Source organism: Pontibacter rufus, from assembly GCF_015694705.1.
Classification (GTDB): domain Bacteria; phylum Bacteroidota; class Bacteroidia; order Cytophagales; family Hymenobacteraceae; genus Pontibacter; species Pontibacter rufus.
In genome coordinates, this window is sequence record NZ_JADQDR010000008.1 from 227826 (window position 1) to 246730 (window position 18905).

Sequence of the window (18905 nt, forward strand, 5' to 3'; positions counted from 1 at the left end):
TTTTGCTTTAACTAACCTGCCTGCAGGTCGTTTTCAGGGAAATTTTATGATTAATAATCTCATTAGCGATTTACAAAATCAGATAAATACCTGATGGTATTGAAGCGTTAATGGGCTAAGTATAAAGGCAACACCGGCGAAACAGTTTAAAGTATAAAAGTTTGCTTAACGGATTCTCATGTAAAACAAATGCGAATCAAAGTATAAATGGCGATTGCCTCTTCAGAACCCGCTAAGTTTATAAAAGGCAAGATAGAAAAGGAAAAGCTAAACTTAGCTTTTCGGGAATAAATAATTGGCTGTATTTCTCGAAAGTATAAGGCTGATGTGTCCGGTTCAGTGGCTTAACCTATTCCACAGCCAGCGCCTCTACGGTCGCGGTTCCGCTTTCCAGGCCGGCAGCACTGGCCGAAATCCTGATGGTGCCCGGCGATTTACCAGCCCTTACAAGTATGGCAGCTATGCCTGCTTCGGCGTTTATCGTGCTTTCACCCATTATTTCAGCATCGCCTTCTACGGTAAACGTAACCGGGTTAGTGGCGTCCGGCACTACCGTACCCTGCACGTCCGTAATATGGGCGTAAACAAAAACTACATCGTTGGTACCGGCTGTTAATGCTTTACCGCTTTTATCTATACTTAGCTCCAGCCTGACAGGCTTTCCGGGTGTTCTTTGCTCAGCCTGCACTGCTTTCTGCCCGTTGATATAGCCAATGGCCGTTAAAGTGCCGGGCGTGTACTGTGGCAGCTCAAACGTAAAAGGCGGATGCTTTAGGTTAGTAGAGTAGGTGTCCTTGTCCGGTTGCCGGCGGGCTACTGTTTTGCCGTTGAGCAGCAGTTCCACTTCGTCGGCGTTGCTGTATACTTTCACCGTTTTCAGCGTCGGGTCATTCCAGTAATTGGCGATAAAAATCATTGGTTTGCCAAATTGTGCCTCCGCTGCCAGGTTCGGCCCCGCCTGGCTTTGGTAAAAGTAGTAAGCGAATTTGGGCAGGCGCGTAATGTCCATGATGCCGGAAGATTCGATGTCAGGGGCATAGCCGCGCTTGTAGTCGTACATCAGCCAGTTGGCGTCGCCTATGGCCGGGCCCTGCAGGTTGCTGTTGTGGGCTTCCTGGAAATTGAGCGCCTGCTGCAGCATGCGATTCTGCCCGGCGCCGCGCAACTGCCGCGACGTGCGCGCTTCTTCGGTCAGGTCGGCATACGTTTTTTGATTGAAACCCGCATTCTGGGCATAATATTCCCAGTCGCCATACTCGGCAATCAGCAGCGGTTTTTGTTTGTCATACTTGTTCCAGTAATCGGGCGCTTTGGCATGCTGGCGGGCCGGGTTAAACACATCATAAGCATAATCTATCCAGCCGGTGGAGTATATGTGCGGGAACGGCAATTCTTCGTGCACCGCTTTATCCGATGCTTCCATGTATTCCTTCGTCATACCTGATTCGTTCAGAGAGGCTTCCCAAAGTATAACTGATGGGTGATTCCGGTCGCGGCGCACCATGTCGCGCACGTCCTGCAGGCTGTTTTTCTGAAATACTTCATCCCCGAAAAACTGCCAGCCGGGTATGGCATCCATCACCAGAATGCCCAGTGCATCGCAGGCATCCAAAAAAGCAGGCGATTGCGGGTAATGCGAGCATCGTACAAAGTTAAAGCCGGCCTCCTTTATCTTATAAGCATCGCGGTACTGCGCATTATCAGACAGAGCGTAGCCAATGTAGGGATATTCCTGGTGGCGGTTGGTGCCGCGCAGAAAAAGCTTTTCCCCGTTCAGGTAAAAGGCATCAGCCGTAAAGTGGTAGCTTCTTATACCTGTTTCCAGTTTCATGCGGTCTATCGATTTCCCATTCTGCACCAGTTCCACCGTCAGGGTATACAGGTATGGCTTGTCCGGCGACCAAAGCGAAGGATTGGCGATGGAGAGGGTTTGTTTGATGGTGCCAAAAGTGCCTGCCGCTACGTCCGTGGGCGCAGAGAGCGCGTCAGCCACTACGTTGCCCTGTGCATCTTTAAGTATAGTGCGGATTTGCGCCTGCTTTGCCTCTTGGTAATCGTTTTTGACCTCTGTTTGCACCAGCAGCCGGGCCTCTTGCTGACTTACAGTATCGTAGTGCAGCAGCACGCCACCGCCAGCCACACGGTTGGCGGCCACAGGGTCGGAGATGTATAATTTGTCTTTGGTGATGAGGTATACATTGCGGTACAGGCCGCTGTAGTAGTTAAAATCAAGGTCGGCGAGGGGTTTGCCCGGCGCCACCTGTGGGTTGTCTTCGTTGTTGAGCTTTACCAGAACAACATTTTCCTGGCCGAATTTTGCGTCGTTAGAGATATCGACGGTAAAAGGCAGGTAGCCGCCCAGGTGCCGGAACACGTGTTTGCCGTTCAGGTATACATCGGCTACCTGCATAGCCGCCTCAAACTTTAGAGCGATGTGTTTGCCTTTGTCTGCAGCCGGCAACGTGAAAGCTTTGCGGTAAAAAGCGGTGCCCTGCCATTGCTGTTCTTTCTTTTCGATGGCTTCGATGCGGGCCGTATGCGGCAGCGATACCTGCTGCCACGTTATATCAGTTAGCCGTGTGGTGTCAACATCCCGCACAAACTGCCAGTTATCGTTGAAAATGGTAACATCAGAACCTTCTGATACAGATGTGCTGATGGCGGTTTTATGTTGCAAGGCGCAGCTAAAAAGAAAGCAACTGCCAAGTATAAGCAGTGTGATTATTCTGGACATAGATTGAGATAAATGCCTAAAGTATACAAGTATGAATTCGTGTTAAGTTGGGAGCTTAATTAAAACAACATTCCTCTATTTGGTAAAGCCTCCGCTGGTGCGAGCTTGTAGCTCGTATCAAACTGCAAGCTATAAAAAGGATACGAGCTACAAGCTCGCACCAGCAGCGTTTATCTCCCTTCCACCAAAATTCTTCCAGAATGACAGAAGGGAAAACAGGTTTACTTCTCCAGCCATACCGATTCGACCTCCAGGCTGTACGGCTTTTTAGCATCTGCCGGAGTCAGGCTCTCGCCAATGGTGATTTCCAACTTCTCTGCCTGTTTCAGGTTAAAAGGCTCTACGCTGCCCGGCTTAAACCAGAACGGCTGGAAACCGGGGTATGGCCGCGGCAACAGGATAAAAGGAGCCGGCTTCAGGCTACGCAGCGGAATTTCAATTTGTTGAAAATGATTGTTTAAGGTGATGTATGCTGTATAGGCGGAGGCATCATCCGTTATCAGGGACACTTTTACCTGCACCGGCGCGGCATTGCCGGTACGCGCTTTCACGACCAGTTTATCAAACGAGGCAAGCTCCGATTGCCTGCCTTTTACCTTGTTGGCAAAGTATGATTGAAAACCAAGTACACGCTCGCCACCCAGTTCTTTGACTGCCAGCCGAAGTATAAGCTGGCCGGGCTGTGCTGCTGTTATCAATTGCCGCTCGTCGCTTTTCCACAGGTTCGGGTATACGTACACGTCGCGGTCGGTGGTGGCGTTAAACAGTTCCAAAGCACCGTTAGGGGCCGCCACAAACGTCTGCCAGGTGTCGTTCTGGTAATAGTCCCAGGCAAAAGGATTGCCTTTGTGGTTGCCGGGGAAAGTATAAAATGCGCTGTCGGACTGCTGCACCATAATTCTATAGTTTACCAGGCCGGGCGTAGCGATGTCGGCGGGTGCTTCTGCCTGGTACATGTAGGCGGCAGTGCGTTCCATCGGTATCGTCTTCCAGACAGCGCTTGTGTTGTTCATCAGCAGCGTTACTTTAGCGGTGGTGTCTATCCCAACAATTTTTGCTTTCACAGTAAAAGGCTGCCCTGCTGATACTTCCTGATAAGGCTGATGTACCACAACGGGGCCAGAGATAGCAGGCGCAGGAGCCACAAATTCATTTAACTGAATGGCACCCAACCCGCTGCTTCCGCTCCAGGAGCTTTTGTTTTTTGTGGTTAAAAGATATGTGCCGGGCCGGATTTTAAAGTTTCCTGTTTTAGCTTGCACATCGTAGCTGTTGCCTTGGTTCAGGCCTTTAATGTGGAAGCGCTCGCCCAGGTCGGGGAGGCTGATTTGCATGGGCTGCGTTTGCCACTGAATGCGGGTAACGGTTTTCGCGGGAGAGGCTTTGGCAACAGGGTCGCTGACCTGAATGGCATCCGGCATCACTTCCAGCCGCCACACGCCTTTGTCCAGTTTATCTATAAAGTAGGCGCCCAGCCCCTCATACTCCACTACCGGCGAGCTGCCTACACCGGCAATGTGTTCGAGTTTGGCGGCATCTGCCGGTTTGGTGCGGGTGGTGTTGGAGTAGTAAAATTCCTGCGGCGTATTCATCTCGCTCAGCTGCTCTTTGTAACTCACCCGAAACACATCAAAAACAGTATCGTTGGGGAAAGTACCGTAACTTTTGAGGCGGGGCAATTTGTGAAAAGCTTTGGAGGCAATCAGCAGGCTGATGGCTTTGCCGGGCGTATAGGCCAGGTTCAGGTAGTGCGTCTGGTATTCGGTGTTGGCATAGGCGGTAGCCATCGGGTCGTAGGCAAACTGGGTGGCCCACTGAAAGCCCGCGCCTCGAAAGCTGCGCGCCATAGCCGGGTACATATCGGACTGCATCACATCGCCCGCATCAAACTCATATACCATACGGGCCTTTCCTGCAAACTCCGGAATGGTGTCAAACGGGATGCGGTAGGTGTCCACGTTGGGCAGGTAGTTGCCCTGCAAGGTATGGCCTGCTACCAGCCCCGTGGGGTACCACTGAAAACTGAAACCATCTACATCCGCTTTGGCCACCGCATCGGCATAAGTGGGTGACTCGCTGATGTTGTAGAAAACAGGTTTGCTCCAGCCGGTGCTGCGGATAGCTTTCACCAGGCGGTTAATGTATGCTGTGGTTCCGGCTTTTGGGCCGCTGTGGTGGGGTTCGTTGTTTATTTCGGCGGCAATTACGTCGGGGTCCTGGCCGTAGATGCGTTTGGTGTAGGGATTTACGTGGCGGAAGAACTGTTTCAGGTAATTTTCCTGTGCCTTTATGGCTTTCTCTGTTACCAGTGCCTGCTGTTTGTTGTAGATGCTGGAGAAACCTGCCGTTTTCTCATCCTTTTCCGGGTAGCCGTTCCCCCAGAAAGCGATGGGCGTGACGAGGATTTTAATATTTCGCTGCTTCAGCTTGTACACCAGGTAATCGAACAGGCGCAGGTGCTCGTTTTCCAGCAGGTTGCCCACTGAATCCGTTATCTCGGTGTCCCAGACGTGTACCCGGAAAGCATCGAGCCCAAGCCGGGCCATGTGGTATACATCATTGTCGATGGCTTTTTCCAGGTCTGCGTGCAGGGCTTTGTGCGAGCGGTAGCCGTAGGCAAAAGGAACGGTATAGTTTACACCGAAGAAGGCGGCCTCTTTGTTGGTTTTCTCCCAGCGCAGCACGCCCTTTTTATCCACGTATACGCCGCTACGCTTCTGGCTGAACACGTGCGTACTCGTTATACTTAATAGTACACCTAAAAACAAAGCCTTAAAAGCTGCTTTTATCCAATTCCTCATTTATCTAATGTTTTAAGTACTAACGTTACGCAAAAGTATGCGAAATCTCTTGTTTATACGCTTGCTGAAAAGTCCCCCTTGGAAGGTAATCTTGCAGGAAAAAATAGTAAAACGCTACAGCCGCTCCTCAGTTTTGCTTTTGATGCTGGTGCGAGCTTGCAGCTCGTACCTTTTTTCATCAAGGAGTGCATTCCGCCATCTCTGTATAGTCGCTCTACAACAGATTAAATAACAAAAATCTGCTTAAAGCTGGTATACAAGCGGAGGTACGAGCTGCAAGCTCGCACCAGCTATATGCTTTCATTTTTCCCTGCAAGATGAGCTTCAAAGGGGACAAAAAGTAAAGGTGCGTAACGTCAGTTGTAAAGTATAATCAGGGCAGTTTTACCAGCTTCCTGACCATGCGTTTTTCGCCTGTCTGTATCTGTAAAAAATAAGTGCCGGCAGCCAGGCCCTGCAGGTTTAGCGGCTGTGTCAGGGTTTCCGTGCTTTTCCGCATTTTTACCGTGCGGAGTATAGCGCCTGTCAGGTTGGTGAGCTGCATCGATACTTCGCCGCGGTACGCATCCGACAGCTCAACAAAAGCTTTGTCCTGCGACGGGTTGGGGTAAACGAGCATGTTGGCATTGTCGGCCAGTTCGTCTTTGGCTGCCAGCACCACGCGCTGCCAGGGCACTAAATCAGGCTTGGGGGCAGGCAGCGGTTTGGTGGTATACAGGTGAAACTCGCCCGGCTGCAGCACAATCGTTTCGGCGGTGTTGCTGACGCTCAGCTCCTGGCCTGTAAAATAATCATACCATTTGCCGGCCTGCGGAAAGCCGGAAGGCACCGACAACTTCTGGATATCAAAGTTACCGATGATGTACACGGTCATACTTGTGTCGTTCAGGGTAATGCGCTTTATGTATCCATCCAGCGAAAGCGTGAAATCTTCGGTACGGAAGGCCGGCTGTGTTTCTTTCAGGTGGATGAGGGCGGCATACACGTCGTAGAGTTTTCCGCGGTCGGCATTTTGCTGGTATTCCCAGTGCAGCGGTTTGCGCCCGGTGCGGCCATTTTCGTTGATAGGCACATCGTAACCCAGTTCCCCGAACTGCCAAATAAGTTTGGGGCCAGGTATAGGCAGGAAGAAAGCCGCTGCCAGCTTCGACCGGTTGAGGGCTGTTTTTAAATCACGCGTGTTGTAGCTGCTGTTGGAGCGGCCGTTCTGCAGTACATCGTACAGCAACCTTTCCTCGTCGTGGCTTTCCAAGTAACCTACCACGTTCGGGTTTTCCCAGCCTCTTTCCTTGTAAGATATCCAGCTTGGATTAGCTTCGTTTCCTTTTGCGGCATTGCGGTAATCGTAGTTCAGGTTGCCCCAGAACAGCATGCCATAGTCGGCCAGCACCTTTTCCTCCTCGTTCACGGCAAAGTGCTCGAGTATCACATAAGCAGTTTCGTCTACGGCGCGGATGTGGTCATAAATGCGTTTCCAGATGGCGATGCGGCTGGCGTCGTAAGCGCTCCAGGCATCCACATCGTTGCCGCTGTTTTTCTGCGTAAAACCTTTGGAAAGGTCGAAACGGTAGCCGTCCACATGATATTCTTCCAGCCAGAATGTAGTAACCCGGTCTACAAAAGCCTGCGTGTTGGGGCTTTCGTGGTTAAAGTCGAAGAAAACGCTGTAGGGGTGCGTGGCCTGCTGGTTGAAGTATGGGTTATCAGCCGAGGGCTTGTTGCCATCCCAGTACAGCTTCACGTACGGAAACTCATAATCGGCCTGGTTCAGCACCATGTCCAGTATCACAGCGATGCCGTTTTCGTGACATTTGTCGATGAAGGCTTTCAGGTTTTTCGCCGTACCATAGGCCTTGTCGGGAGCAAAGTAAAAGGTAGGATTGTAGCCCCAGGAATCATTACCGGTAAATTCCGTTACCGGCATCAGCTCAATCGCATTTATACCTAAGCGCTTTAGGTAAGAGAGCGTATCGGCCAGCGTCGTATAGTTCTGGGTTTCCACAAAGTCGCGCACCAGCAGCTCGTAGATGACCATTGTTTCCACTTCCGGCCGCTTAAAGTCCTGTACCTTCCAGGTATAAGGCGTTTGATTTGTCTGCATTATAGATACGATGCCGGTAGCGCCCTGTGGGTATGGTTTCAGGTTGGGGTAGGAGGTGCCGGAAATGTACTTATCGTTGTCTGGGTCCAGGATTTTCTGCGCATAAGGGTCAGCCACGGCAATGGTGCCATCCACCAGGTACTGATACGCTACTTCCTCACCGGCCGGCAAATCATCCAGCACAATCCAGTAGCGGTTGCCGTCGGGGGTGCGGTTCATCAGGTATGGGGCAGAAGGCGTCCAGTTGTTGAACTCGCCGATAACATATGCAAAGCTTTTACCGGATGCGAACAGGGACAGGATGACTTTGGTGGGACTGATGTAGTTTACGCCGTCCACAATGCCTGCAGGAAGCGCGGCCACGGTGGGCTGTGGTTTTATAGTATAAGCGAAGCTGGCCGTAGCCATTTCGGTGGCAGTGGCAGCTTCGAGGGTTATTACCTTTTCGGCTCCGGCATCTGTTCCCGTGTTTAAAGTATAGGTGATGGCATCGGCATCCTCCACCGTTTTCAACACCGTATTTTCTGCCTTCAGCATGAGGGTGGCCTTTTGGGAGGCAACGGCGCTGATTTCTATAGTTGCATTTGCATCCACGTAAAAGGACTTCTCTGCAGGATTGGTAAACGCAATAGTCAGCTTGTCGTCATACACGGTGATGAAGAAATCTTCGGTCTGCGCTTTCCCGTCGCCGCTCTTCAGCAACACCCCCAGCCTGCGGATAGGTTTATCGGCCGGAACCCCGAAGTATTGTCGCGGCACCAGCGTTATCTGCCACTTGTCGTTGCCCAGCGCGGTCATTTTGCCCGGTGCAAAAGGTTTGCTGAAGTCTGTCTGCCCGGTGGGCTGGTATTCAAAAGCTTCGCCGGTAGCTGTCGTGCCTGCGCCCGACCACAGGTATACATCATCAGTTTTGCCCAGCAGCCCTTTGGCGCGTGCGTCTTTGGCTTTCGACAGGTCAAACGTAATGGTTACTTCCTTGTCGGCAGTCGGAAATTCAGGACTGGTGGTGACGACCTGCGCCATCAGGCACAGGGGCAGCAGGAGGAAGGTAAAGAGCAGTAAGTAGATTTTTCGCATAGACATGTCGTAAGCAGGCAAAAGAAAACGTACCAAAGACCCGATATTTGAAAGTCCCCGCTCTATACTGCTTTCCAGGCAAGCATGATTAATTTTCGCACTTATACTCCGCATCACGGAGCCGTAGTTATAGCGCTAAAGGTAGCAAGATTCTATGGTGAATTTTAATGCTGCAGCATAACAAAAGCACACCACACAGTAAAGTATTATTTGTTTCTATACCAGGGTATGGCCTGATAGCCTGCTTTTTTAATGCAATTTAAGCCGGGCAGCTCTGCATATTATTCTGCGAAATGATCGTTCAACCGGATAAAAGCAGATGAGCGTAACGAAAGACAGCCTCCCCTCGTTCTTAAAATTCGTGCTATTGACTTTAAACAAACTTAATAAAGAAAGGGAGAGAACGTATGTTTTATCACGTAAAAGAATTACAGTTTAACGCCCGGGTTTCGAAGCCCGATCCAAAATTTGCCAGCCTGCTGCTGGAGCAGTTTGGCGGCGCAAACGGCGAGCTGAAAGCGGCCATGCAATATTTTGTGCAGGCATTTCCGGCAAGGCAGCCACACCCCGATAAGTATGATTTACTCATGGACATCGCCACAGAAGAATTCAGCCACCTGGAGATTGTAGGCGCTACCATTCAGATGCTGCTGGGCGGTATCAGCGGTGAGTTGAAGAAATCAGCAGAAGAATCAGAAATCATGCAGTTGCTGGACGGCAAATCGGCCAAGGAAAATTTCATACACGAGGCGATGGTAAATCCGCAGTTTTTTGCCCTCAGCGGCGGAGGCCCAACCTTAACAAACAGCCAGGGTGTGCCCTGGAACGCAGCCTATGTAACAGCCAATGGCGACCTGACTGTGGACCTGCGCTCTAATATGGCGGCAGAATCGCGCGCCAAAATTGTATATGAGTACCTGTTACAGTTCACCGATGACCCTTACGTAAAAGAAACGCTCCGCTTCCTGATGACGCGTGAGGTGGCACACTTCCAGATGTTTGAGGCTGCCTTGGATTCTATCCAGCCAAACTTCCCGCCCGGAGTGTTGCAGAGTGATCCGCGATACAGCAATACATACTATAACATGTCGAACGGCGCGGATGTGCGTGGCCCCTGGAACGAAGGCCCTAGCCCCAAAATGGGGGAAACATGGCAGTATGTACATGACCCGCTGCGCCAGGTAATTGAAACCAACGGCTTGCTGGATAAGGAGATTGAAGGTACCAGCCGCACACAGGAAAGCGTAGAGGCCATGAACAAACAACTCAGCGAAGAGCGCAGCGCCAAAATAGAGGCAGCCGTGCCAAAAGGTGAGAACGAGTGGAGCACTTATCCGCAAAACGGCTATTAAGCTGCTGAGAGCGTTATTTATGACGAAAAACGAGAACGAAGTTAATAATACTTCAAAACATAACGGGTCGGTGGAGATTCAGGTCTACACCGACCCGCTTTGTTGTTGGAGCTGGGGTTTTGAGCCGCAATGGCGCAGGCTGCGCTACGAATATGGCAGCCAGGTGAAATGGCGATACCGTATGGCTGGCCTTATACCGGACTGGAGCAGCTATACTGATCCGATGAACTCGGTAAGCAGGCCCGTGCAGATGGGGCCAATGTGGCTGGAAGTACACCATTTGTCGGGTATGCCCCTGCAGGATAAAATATGGTTTACTGATCCGCCTGCTTCTTCCTATCCGGCTTGCATGGCTGTGAAAAGTGCAGGCTTGCAGTCGCCGGCAGCCGAGGAGATGTACCTGCGCCGCGTACGCGAGGCCGTGATGCTGCAGGGCCGCAACATTGCTAAACGCGAGGTACTGCTGGATGTGGCAAAAGAACTTTCGGAAAGCAAGCCGGAGCTGCTGGACTATACTGCTTTTGAGCGGGAACTTACCGGGCAGGTGGCGCGGAAAGCCTTTGAGGAGGATCTGCAGCAGGTGCGCTACCATCTCATTGGCCGCTATCCCACGCTCACCATCAGCAAACCCGGACAAACGGGCGTAATGATAGTGGGCTACAGGCCTTATGACGCTTTGGTAACCGCCCTCGGGCAGGCTGCCCCGGAACTGCAACCCGTGCAACAGGCCACAGACGCCGAAAGCTACCGCCGCTTTTGGGCAGGCGCCACCGACAGGGAAGTGCAGGAAGCGCTTGGCCAGGAGGCTACCAGTTCTTCGGCAGCAAAAGCCTGATTGCTTTTTCTGTTGCCTGGCTTTATAACTGGAACTCCGAAGAAGTATAATTATGCTGATAGTGCAGGCGCCATATAGTTTGATAAACACCAGATGCTAAAAATTACTACATTCGCCTGTCCATAACAACAGCATCCGCTGCAGAGGTATTATGAGCAGACTAAACCGTTACCAGCTCGCTTTTTTCAGATGGCGCCGAAGCCAGAGCAATAACCGTATCCTGCCTTTTATACTTAGCGTGGTAGTTGGGCTGATAGTAGGGCTTTCGGCCATACTTATCAAAACAATCATATTTTATTTTGAGCAGTATGCGGTATACTTCGCCCCGCAGCTGCTATACTTCCTGCTGCCCCTCATCGGCTTTTTGCTGGTTACTTTCCTCAACCGCAACATATTCAGCAAAACCGCCCATTTTAATGGTGCGCGCAGCGTAATAGAGGCCATTGAAAAGAAATCATCCATTATCAAGCTCAGGCTTATTTATTCCAAATTTATCACGACGGGGCTTACCATCGGTTTTGGGGGAAGTTCGGGCGTGGAGGCGGCTATTATTACCAACGGCGGGGCAGTAGGCTCTAACCTGGGCCAGATACTGGGGCTGGGGTACCGGTTGCGTACCCTGCTGGTTGGCTGTGGCGTGGCAGCAGGCATTTCGGCTGTGTATAATGCACCGATGGGCGGTTTTATATTTGCCCTCGAAACCATACTGCCGGAGTTTACGCCCACCTTGCTGATTCCGCTGCTGGTGGCAGCGGCTACCGGTAAAATCCTGTTCGAGTTTATCATGGGGCAGGAGTTCCGGTTTGAGGTGCCTATTACAGATTTTGCCTATGAGCAGATCCCGCTGGTGGTTTTACTGGGTGTGCTGGGCTGGCTAATGTCAAGCTACCTGCTGCGGACATACAGCTTCTGTTTCCGTTATTTCTCCAAAATTAAAAACGATTACCTGCGCGCACTGACAGGCGGCATTGCCTTGGGCAGCATTATCTTTCTGCTGCCGCCCATGTATGGCGAGGGATATGTAAGTATAGATGCCCTGCTGAAATCGGAGGAGCGATCGCTGTTGTTTAACTCGCCGCTGGCAGCGCTGCCCAACACCACCTGGGTTACTTTGGCCTACTTTTTCCTGATAACGATGGCCAAGCCGCTGAGCACAGGTATTTGCGTAAACTCCGGTGGCGAAGGCGGCTATTTTGCGCCATCCATTATCACCGGGGGCTTTATGGGCTTCTTTTTTTACAAACTGGCGGTACTGGCGTTTCCTTTTTATGGACTCAACCAGGCTACGTATATGTTCCTGGGCATGGCCAGTATTTTTGCCTGCATTATGAACGCGCCGGTAACTGCTATATTCCTGGTAGCGGAAATTACGCAGAGTTATGAGCTTTTCGTGCCGCTGATGCTGGTTTGCGCTGTTTCCTATTTCCTGAAATATTATGTGGAGAACCTGCGCCAGAACGTGAAGCAACCCAAGGCTCAGGGCAAAGCATTGCGCGTAGACAGGATTTTGCTGAACCAGCTAAGTATAAGGCAGCTAATGGAGGAGGACGATCTGCCTGTGCAGGAAGATACTACATTCCGGACGGTGGTAGAAAACTTTTCCAATTCAAGCAAAGACCTGCAGCAGGTACTCGATTCGCGCGGAAACCTGAAAGGCATTATCTCTCTCAACGATTTCCGCAAGCGCCTTGGCGATATCTCTAACTATGATACCATACTTGCCCGCGACCTGATGCATCCGCCCACCGTTACTGTGGATATTGACGAACCCGCCTCCGAAGTACTGGCAAAATTTGATGCCTGCAAGCTGTGGTCTTTGCCCGTGGTGCGGAATGGTAAGTTTAAAGGGTTTATTTCCAAGAGCAGGCTCCTATCGCAGTACCGCAACGAACTGACCCGTGTGAACCGTTTTTTCTGAGAGTACAGTAGTTTAGGGAGGTATGGGCACAGCACAGGTATCGCTTTGCTGCCTGTGCTTGCGCTGCTTGCAGGCAACTTACTGAGCCTGCTTCTTAAGCTTCTGAATAGTTGTATCGCTCAGGGGCTTTTCCAAAAAATCAGTAACAAGTTTATACTTACCGGCCCTTTTTACCTCCTGCGCATCCAGGGAGGAAGTAAGTATAAAAATCCGGGTGCTGTCGATAATTTGCTGCTCGTAAGGTGCCAGGGCATCCAGCAGTCCCCAGCCGCTCATCAGGGGCATGTTCAGGTCAAGGAAAACTATTTCCGGCAGGGGCTGCGGCGAGGTACCGTCTATGTTCGCCAGCAAGGCGTCGATAGCATCTTTGGTACTCATAAAGCTCTGGTACTCTTCTGCAAACGCTTCAAAATCCAGCGTTGCCTCCGTCAGGAAAATGCTTACCTCATCATCATCCACAATAAAAACTCTTTTATACATGTATTGCGCCTAGGTATAGTATAAATGTTGTGCCCTTGTCAGGGCGCTTTGCACCGCTATTTTCTGCCGGCGCTTCCGCCTGTGTTTTTAGTACAAAAAGGTACAGGCGGCATCCTGAAATTGCACGGAACGGAATACCGCCTGAAGTATAGTTTCTTAAAACTCAGCTTCTGATGTTACGTTTCTGACCTTGCCCTGCTTTTCCCAAAGTTTCAGGTCTTGTTTCAGGAACTTTTTGTTGCGTTTGGTCAGGCTTTCAGGGTCCAGACCGGAAAGATCGGGGCGACCGGCGTTTACCCAGGCTGTGTACCAGTAACTTGCCGTTTCGGCAATAGCCTGCCGCATCTGCCGTTCTACCATACCGCGCAGGCGCTTGTGGTATTCGGCAGCGTAAGCCTGGGTATGCATCGGCTGGTTATACTTGTTTTTGGCCACTGCGCCCACAGAATCTTTGTCATAAATCTGCGCCTCCGGGTACGTATTTTTTAATTGCAGCTCTACCTGCAGCAGCGAGTCGGCCAGGCTGTTGCTGTGCGCGATGATGTTCCAGGTTTCGGCGGTAATATCTTCGATATAACGGGCCTCGCCTGCGTTCAGGTTATAAGTGCCGCCAAACATCTCGGGCAACTGCGACTCCCAGAAAGCATGAATGCCGCGCTGGTTGGTAGCCTGCCCGTCGTGGTTGATGGATGTATGAAGCGGCATGTGTGCGTCAGCAATGTAGTGGCCCAGGTCGGCGGCTAAAAACAGGATTTCCGATTTGCGCTTCGCTTTAAACGCCTGCGTCAGTTTCTCCGTCATTTCCTGTATATACCAGGGCAGGATGCCATTGTCCTCCAGGGTTTCGGCATTGAACTGTGCTTTGGCCTCTGTTGCGGTTTTGGGGAGGCTTTGTACCGCGTTATCGCCATAAGCTTCCAGATCGATGAAGTGACGGTTGAACTCAGCTTTGTCGTTGATGGTATACTTGCGCAAATCCGGCACAACAGCCTCTTCGGTTATAAAATCGAGGTGATTGTAGAAGAAGGTACGCATCGGCGCAGGAAGGGCAAACACGGCAGCACGGTTGATATGCTGATGCCCCCATGCCCCCCACGCAAACAGCAAAGGCACGGCACCAAACAGGGCTATTGCTGTAAAAATGATTTTTTTAGACAGGAAACGCTTCATTCGTTCAATTGTAAAAATGGGCCGCGTCTATAACTTAACCCGGCCGTTGATATCCTTGCAAGCCTTAAACATACTTACAATTCCTGTCCTTAAAAAGGGGTGGACAGGCATGAGCAGAGCGAAAGGCAAACTGTGGCAAAATAAACAAGCCACCCGGATGAGTGGCTTGTTTATTTTGCTGCCTGATTGAGCAGGGTTATTTTACGGTTTTATTGTCGTCAGTGGTAGCGTTCGAGATTTCACTCGTAACTTCTTTGGCGGCATTCTTAAACTCGTTAATACCTTTTCCTAAACCTCTTGCGAGTTCAGGAATGCGTTTTGCGCCGAACAGCAGCAGGATAACAACCAGGATTAAGAGAATCTCTGAACCTCCCAGGTCGCCTATAAAAGCTAGAATGTTGGTGATAACCATGGCTTTATATTTTAAATGAACCGCAACAAAGGTAAATGGAATTTAAATTAAATGCTGCAAAAAATGAGGGTAAATTAAAATTCTTTTTAATGTGCCGGCGGCCGGAATTAATTTCCTGCCAGGCAGTATAGCGCGATTGCCCCGGCCAGCTAATCTCAAGCAAGTATACCTATCTGCGCTTCGCCATGCTGAAAAAACGGTGAAGCTTCTCTGCTTTAATCTGACAAATAATAAAGTAAGCTGAATATGCAACTTTTTATATGAATATGAGTTAAGGGGGCTTTAAGCTTAAGAACTTGCTTTCGCCATACTTTTATCATCTTTTATCCTTCATAATGTACCTTTAAAACTTTTATCTGAAAATTTAATGGAGGAATATCACCACGAGAGGCGCATTTAAAAATATTTCTCGTATTTAATACAACCAAGAAAAAGTTTTACTGTATCAGGATGTTGAAGATATTCATCTTACAGCGCCCAAAACTATGCACACCAAAGTCAACAAGTAAAATAACAGAACATGAGGGAAAATCTACAAAACACAATACAGTCAGGTAAAATTAAGGGGGAGTTATTTTTAGGTTCGTCTAAAGTATTCAAAAAAAGCCTGTTTAAGCAGAAATGGTCTTTCCTGCTGCTGTGCTTTCTGTCGTTTATAAGTTTACCTGGCCGGGGGGCTATACTTCCTGCTATGCCGGAAGTAGGCTTCATCATGTCTCCGGCACCTGCCGGTGTAGCAGGGAATGCGCCTGCTTTTGCCAAGTCAGCTTATACCTTTGCCGTGTCGGATAATGCAGACCTGGGATACTCTGTAGGCAGCGTAACGGCTTCGGACCCTGAGGGCAGCTCTGTAAGATATACCCTTACCGCAGGAAACACGAATAGTACCTTTGCCCTTAACAGTACAACGGGTTCTATTTCTCTGGCTAAATTTCTGGACTATCATTTACAGGATCGCTTTACATTAACGGTGAAAGCAACTGATGCGGAGGGGTTGTCTGATGTTGCGACGGTTACGGTTACAGTTAACAGCGGAACTCCGTCTCCTGATTTTAGCAGTATACAATGGGGTACGGCTGCCAGCCAGCCGATGGCCACGCATGAGGTACACGGCGTAACGGTAAATGGCAAGCTCTATATTTTTGGAGGATATGATGTTGAGAAACAACCCGACTGGACACCAACAAAACGGTCGTATGTGTATGATCCCGCCCTGAACAAGTGGAGCAGCATTGCCGACCTGCCACATACGCCACGAGGCGCAGACTTTGGGGGAGTAACCCATGAAGGGCTTACCACAGACGGTACAGATATTTATTTTGCCGGTGGTTACACAGCAAGATCGACCGGTACCGGGCAGGTATTTGGTACCAAGCAGGTATGGAAGTATAATGTTGCCAGCAACACCTACACAGCCCTTCCCAGTCTTCCGAAGGAACTGGCGGCAGGCCAGATGCAATACCTGAAAGGTAAACTGCATTATGCGGGCGGAGCAAACTTATCCCGTGCAGACATTGCTGACCATTATGTATTAGATTTAGACAACCTTTCTGCCGGCTGGAAAACGTTAGCGCCTCTATCTAATCCGCGCAACCATCCGGGTTCAGCTGTATACCAGGGCAAGCTATACTATATTGGCGGCGCGCATCACCAGAACGATGCAACTGTGGCACAAAAGACAGTTGAAGTATACGATCCGGAGAAAAATACCTGGACCAGAGTAGCGGATATGCCTGTTGGCCGGGATCATATCTCCTCGTCTGTTTTTGTGATGGGAAACCGCATTATCGTCATCGGCGGTGAAACGTCACATAATGTCAGATCAAAATTGGTGTCGGCTTACAATCCCGCCACCAACACCTGGTCGGAACTTACTCCCCTGCCTGCCATTACGTCTGCCGGAATAGGTGTAGCGCTAAAAGGAGCTATGTTTTATACTGGCGGTAACTTTTCTAAAACTAACCGCAAAGGAGTTTTGCCGGCCACAGCAGTAAGTCAGCAGGTGTCGAGCCTGACCCTGGTGAATGCAGACAACGAAGCAGACCTGCAGACGCTGGTGAACGGGAGCACTTTGAACCTGGCAACGCTGCCCAGCAGGAGCTTCAACATCCGGGCCAACACCAATCCGGCTACTGTAGGCAGCGTAAAGTTTACCTTAAGCGGCACACAGAGCAAAACGGCTACGGAAAGCGGCAAGCCTTACGCCCTGTTCGGCGATGACGTGCATGGCGACTACTACGCCTGGACGCCTGCTGTGGGAAGCTATACTTTAACAGCCACACCTTACACTGCTGCCAAAGGCGCAGGCACGGCAGGCACTACCCTGACGGTGAGCTTCACAGTGGTGGACCAGGCCCCGGAAGAGAACCAGCCGCTGATAAGCAACGTGTCTGCCACCACAGGCAATGCTTACACGGTCACAGATGTGGCAGCAGGCAAGCTCATGTATACCGACCGTACTTACAAAATCACCTCTGTGCCTGCTTCTCTTGCTGGCGCATCGCTGATTCAGACGGCCAACAATGATAAATGGAATACCAGTACTTCGCTGCTCAGCTTCCGCCTGGCACAGAAAGCAACTGTCTACATCGCTTACGACCCGAGAGGCACCACGCTTCCAGGCTGGCTGAGCGGCTGGCAGAAGCTCAGCGATAGATTAGGGGTAGATGATTCTAAAATCAGCAGCATGGATTTGTACAGCAAGAGCTTTGAAGCAGGAGAAGTAACGCTGGGCGGCAACAAGGCAAGCCCTGCTGCAGGCGCAGAGAACAACTACCTGGTGCTGGCGCTGGCTGCTGTCACTCCGGCCACCTCTTCTGCGCTGGTGAGCAATGTCGCTGCTGTGAGCGGCCGCAGCTACAGCCTGGCAGAAGCACAGGCAGGCGAGCTCATGTACACTGACCGTACTTATCAGATTACATCTGTGCCATCTTTTTTGCAGAATGCAGCGCTGATTCAGCCGGCCAATGACGATAAAAAAAGCACGAGCACTTCGCTGCTCTCTTTTGAGTTGTCGGAGCAGGCGGTTGTCTATGTGGCTTACGACCCGAGAGGCACCATGCTACCAGGCTGGCTGAGCGGCTGGCAGAAGCTCAGCGACAGATTAGGTGTGGATGATTCGCAGATAAGCAGCATGGACCTGTATAGCAAGAGCTTTGAAGCAGGAGAGGTAACGCTGGGTGGTAATCTGGCCAGTCCGGCAAGAGGTGCCCAGACGAATTACCTCGTCATTGCTGTGCCAGCCAATCAGACGCTCACTGCCACGGCACAAGCTGTTCAGGCAGCAGAGCAGCCCCTGCGCCTGCGCCTTTTCCCTAATCCGAATACGGGAAGCAGCGTGTATGTAGAAGTAGAAAGCCTGGCTGCTCACGAAACTGTTAAAATAACTTTATATGATGTACTGGGCCATGCGCTGATTTCGCAGGAGATTGTTACAGACAAAGCGGGAAAGGCAGGAACTGCCATGTTACTTAGCAGCCAGATGAAGAAAGGTGTATACTTTATAGAAGCCCTTGCCCCCTCTGGTAAACTGCAGTCTAAGCTGCTCGTACAATAGCAGGAATTATTTAAATAACATGAGTAGTACCTCAGGAAGGATAATCAACTGTCCCGGGGTGCTACTCATACTTATACTTGCGGGGAGCACTTTAATTGCCCGGAGCCAGGTGAAGAACAGGAGATAAACTTATGTTGCACTGCAGCAAATTAGCAGAGCATAAATGATGTTTTTTCGTTGGTGGAATGCAAGGCTTTCGCCGGATCAGGGTTATACATAATCTGCAAATAACGTTAATCAGAACATAAGATAAAGAACTACTGCTGCGTAGCTTGGGAATAGGAGAATATTTCGGTTAGCTCTAGCTTAAGAAAAAATTATTATATAATTATTGCAAAAAAATTATATAAAATAACTAGATTTGCCGTATACAGAATTTATGCACAATTGTAACAAACTACTATAATTGTATCTACATTAAAACTACCTTACACTGCCGCATGACAAAATAATTTAAGCACGCCTGAGT

10 protein-coding genes are annotated in these 18905 nt (G+C 50.3%); 4 read left to right on the top strand and 6 right to left on the bottom strand.

Annotation, left to right across the window (positions count from 1 at the left end; all coding sequences use genetic code 11):
- Positions 1-349: 349 nt before the first annotated feature.
- The 3 genes from I2I11_RS14825 to I2I11_RS14835 all read right to left on the bottom strand — a co-directional run bounded on the left by I2I11_RS14825 (position 350) and on the right by I2I11_RS14835 (position 8713).
- On the bottom strand, positions 350-2734 hold the full coding sequence (locus I2I11_RS14825; RefSeq protein WP_196268506.1) for a glycoside hydrolase family 2 protein: 2385 nt from the start codon (positions 2732-2734) through the stop codon (positions 350-352).
- Between the two features lie 221 nt (positions 2735-2955).
- The gene (locus tag I2I11_RS14830) at positions 2956-5535 is read right to left on the bottom strand and encodes a cellulase family glycosylhydrolase (protein ID WP_230680314.1); all 2580 of its coding nucleotides are present in this window, start codon (positions 5533-5535) and stop codon (positions 2956-2958) included.
- Between the two features lie 373 nt (positions 5536-5908).
- The gene (locus tag I2I11_RS14835) at positions 5909-8713 is read right to left on the bottom strand and encodes a DUF4961 domain-containing protein (protein WP_230680315.1); all 2805 of its coding nucleotides are present in this window, start codon (positions 8711-8713) and stop codon (positions 5909-5911) included.
- Positions 8714-9120: 407 nt separating this feature from the next.
- Here I2I11_RS14835 and I2I11_RS14840 point away from each other — a divergent pair, with 407 nt between their 5' ends.
- From I2I11_RS14840 to I2I11_RS14850, 3 genes are all read left to right on the top strand, one after another.
- Positions 9121-10065, top strand: a complete 945-nt coding sequence (locus I2I11_RS14840) for a manganese catalase family protein (protein ID WP_196268508.1) — start codon at positions 9121-9123, stop codon at positions 10063-10065.
- A gap of 19 nt (positions 10066-10084) precedes the next feature.
- Positions 10085-10900: a DsbA family oxidoreductase gene (locus I2I11_RS14845; RefSeq protein ID WP_196268509.1), complete on the top strand. Its 816-nt coding sequence runs from the start codon at positions 10085-10087 to the stop codon at positions 10898-10900.
- A gap of 151 nt (positions 10901-11051) precedes the next feature.
- Positions 11052-12818, top strand: coding sequence for a chloride channel protein (locus I2I11_RS14850; protein ID WP_196268510.1), 1767 nt, complete (start codon positions 11052-11054; stop codon positions 12816-12818).
- A 78-nt stretch (positions 12819-12896) separates the two neighbouring features.
- Here I2I11_RS14850 and I2I11_RS14855 read toward each other — a convergent pair whose 3' ends face one another.
- From I2I11_RS14855 to I2I11_RS14865, 3 genes are all read right to left on the bottom strand, one after another.
- Positions 12897-13298: a response regulator gene (locus I2I11_RS14855; protein WP_196268511.1), complete on the bottom strand. Its 402-nt coding sequence runs from the start codon at positions 13296-13298 to the stop codon at positions 12897-12899.
- Between the two features lie 156 nt (positions 13299-13454).
- Complete coding sequence (locus tag I2I11_RS14860) at positions 13455-14468, bottom strand: zinc dependent phospholipase C family protein (protein WP_196268512.1); 1014 nt, start codon at positions 14466-14468, stop codon at positions 13455-13457.
- A gap of 196 nt (positions 14469-14664) precedes the next feature.
- Positions 14665-14880 carry a Sec-independent protein translocase subunit TatA/TatB gene (locus tag I2I11_RS14865; RefSeq protein ID WP_196268513.1) on the bottom strand — a complete coding sequence of 72 codons (216 nt, stop codon included), beginning with the start codon at positions 14878-14880 and terminating at the stop codon, positions 14665-14667.
- Between the two features lie 520 nt (positions 14881-15400).
- Here I2I11_RS14865 and I2I11_RS14870 point away from each other — a divergent pair.
- Positions 15401-18436, top strand: coding sequence for a Kelch repeat-containing protein (locus tag I2I11_RS14870; protein ID WP_196268514.1), 3036 nt, complete (start codon positions 15401-15403; stop codon positions 18434-18436).
- Positions 18437-18905 lie beyond the last annotated feature (469 nt).

What these genes read in the sequence shown, in the direction of transcription:
- I2I11_RS14860 (WP_196268512.1), bottom strand. Translation starts at nt 14,468, where the DNA reads ATGAAGCGTTTCCTGTCTAAAAAAATCATTTTTACAGCAATAGCCCTG.
- I2I11_RS14855 (WP_196268511.1), bottom strand. Translation starts at nt 13,298, where the DNA reads ATGTATAAAAGAGTTTTTATTGTGGATGATGATGAGGTAAGCATTTTC.
- I2I11_RS14840 (WP_196268508.1), top strand. Translation starts at nt 9,121, where the DNA reads ATGTTTTATCACGTAAAAGAATTACAGTTTAACGCCCGGGTTTCGAAG.
- I2I11_RS14850 (WP_196268510.1), top strand. Translation starts at nt 11,052, where the DNA reads ATGAGCAGACTAAACCGTTACCAGCTCGCTTTTTTCAGATGGCGCCGA.
- I2I11_RS14845 (WP_196268509.1), top strand. Translation starts at nt 10,085, where the DNA reads ATGACGAAAAACGAGAACGAAGTTAATAATACTTCAAAACATAACGGG.
- I2I11_RS14865 (WP_196268513.1), bottom strand. Translation starts at nt 14,880, where the DNA reads ATGGTTATCACCAACATTCTAGCTTTTATAGGCGACCTGGGAGGTTCA.
- I2I11_RS14825 (WP_196268506.1), bottom strand. Translation starts at nt 2,734, where the DNA reads ATGTCCAGAATAATCACACTGCTTATACTTGGCAGTTGCTTTCTTTTT.
- I2I11_RS14870 (WP_196268514.1), top strand. Translation starts at nt 15,401, where the DNA reads ATGAGGGAAAATCTACAAAACACAATACAGTCAGGTAAAATTAAGGGG.
- I2I11_RS14835 (WP_230680315.1), bottom strand. Translation starts at nt 8,713, where the DNA reads ATGCGAAAAATCTACTTACTGCTCTTTACCTTCCTCCTGCTGCCCCTG.
- I2I11_RS14830 (WP_230680314.1), bottom strand. Translation starts at nt 5,535, where the DNA reads ATGAGGAATTGGATAAAAGCAGCTTTTAAGGCTTTGTTTTTAGGTGTA.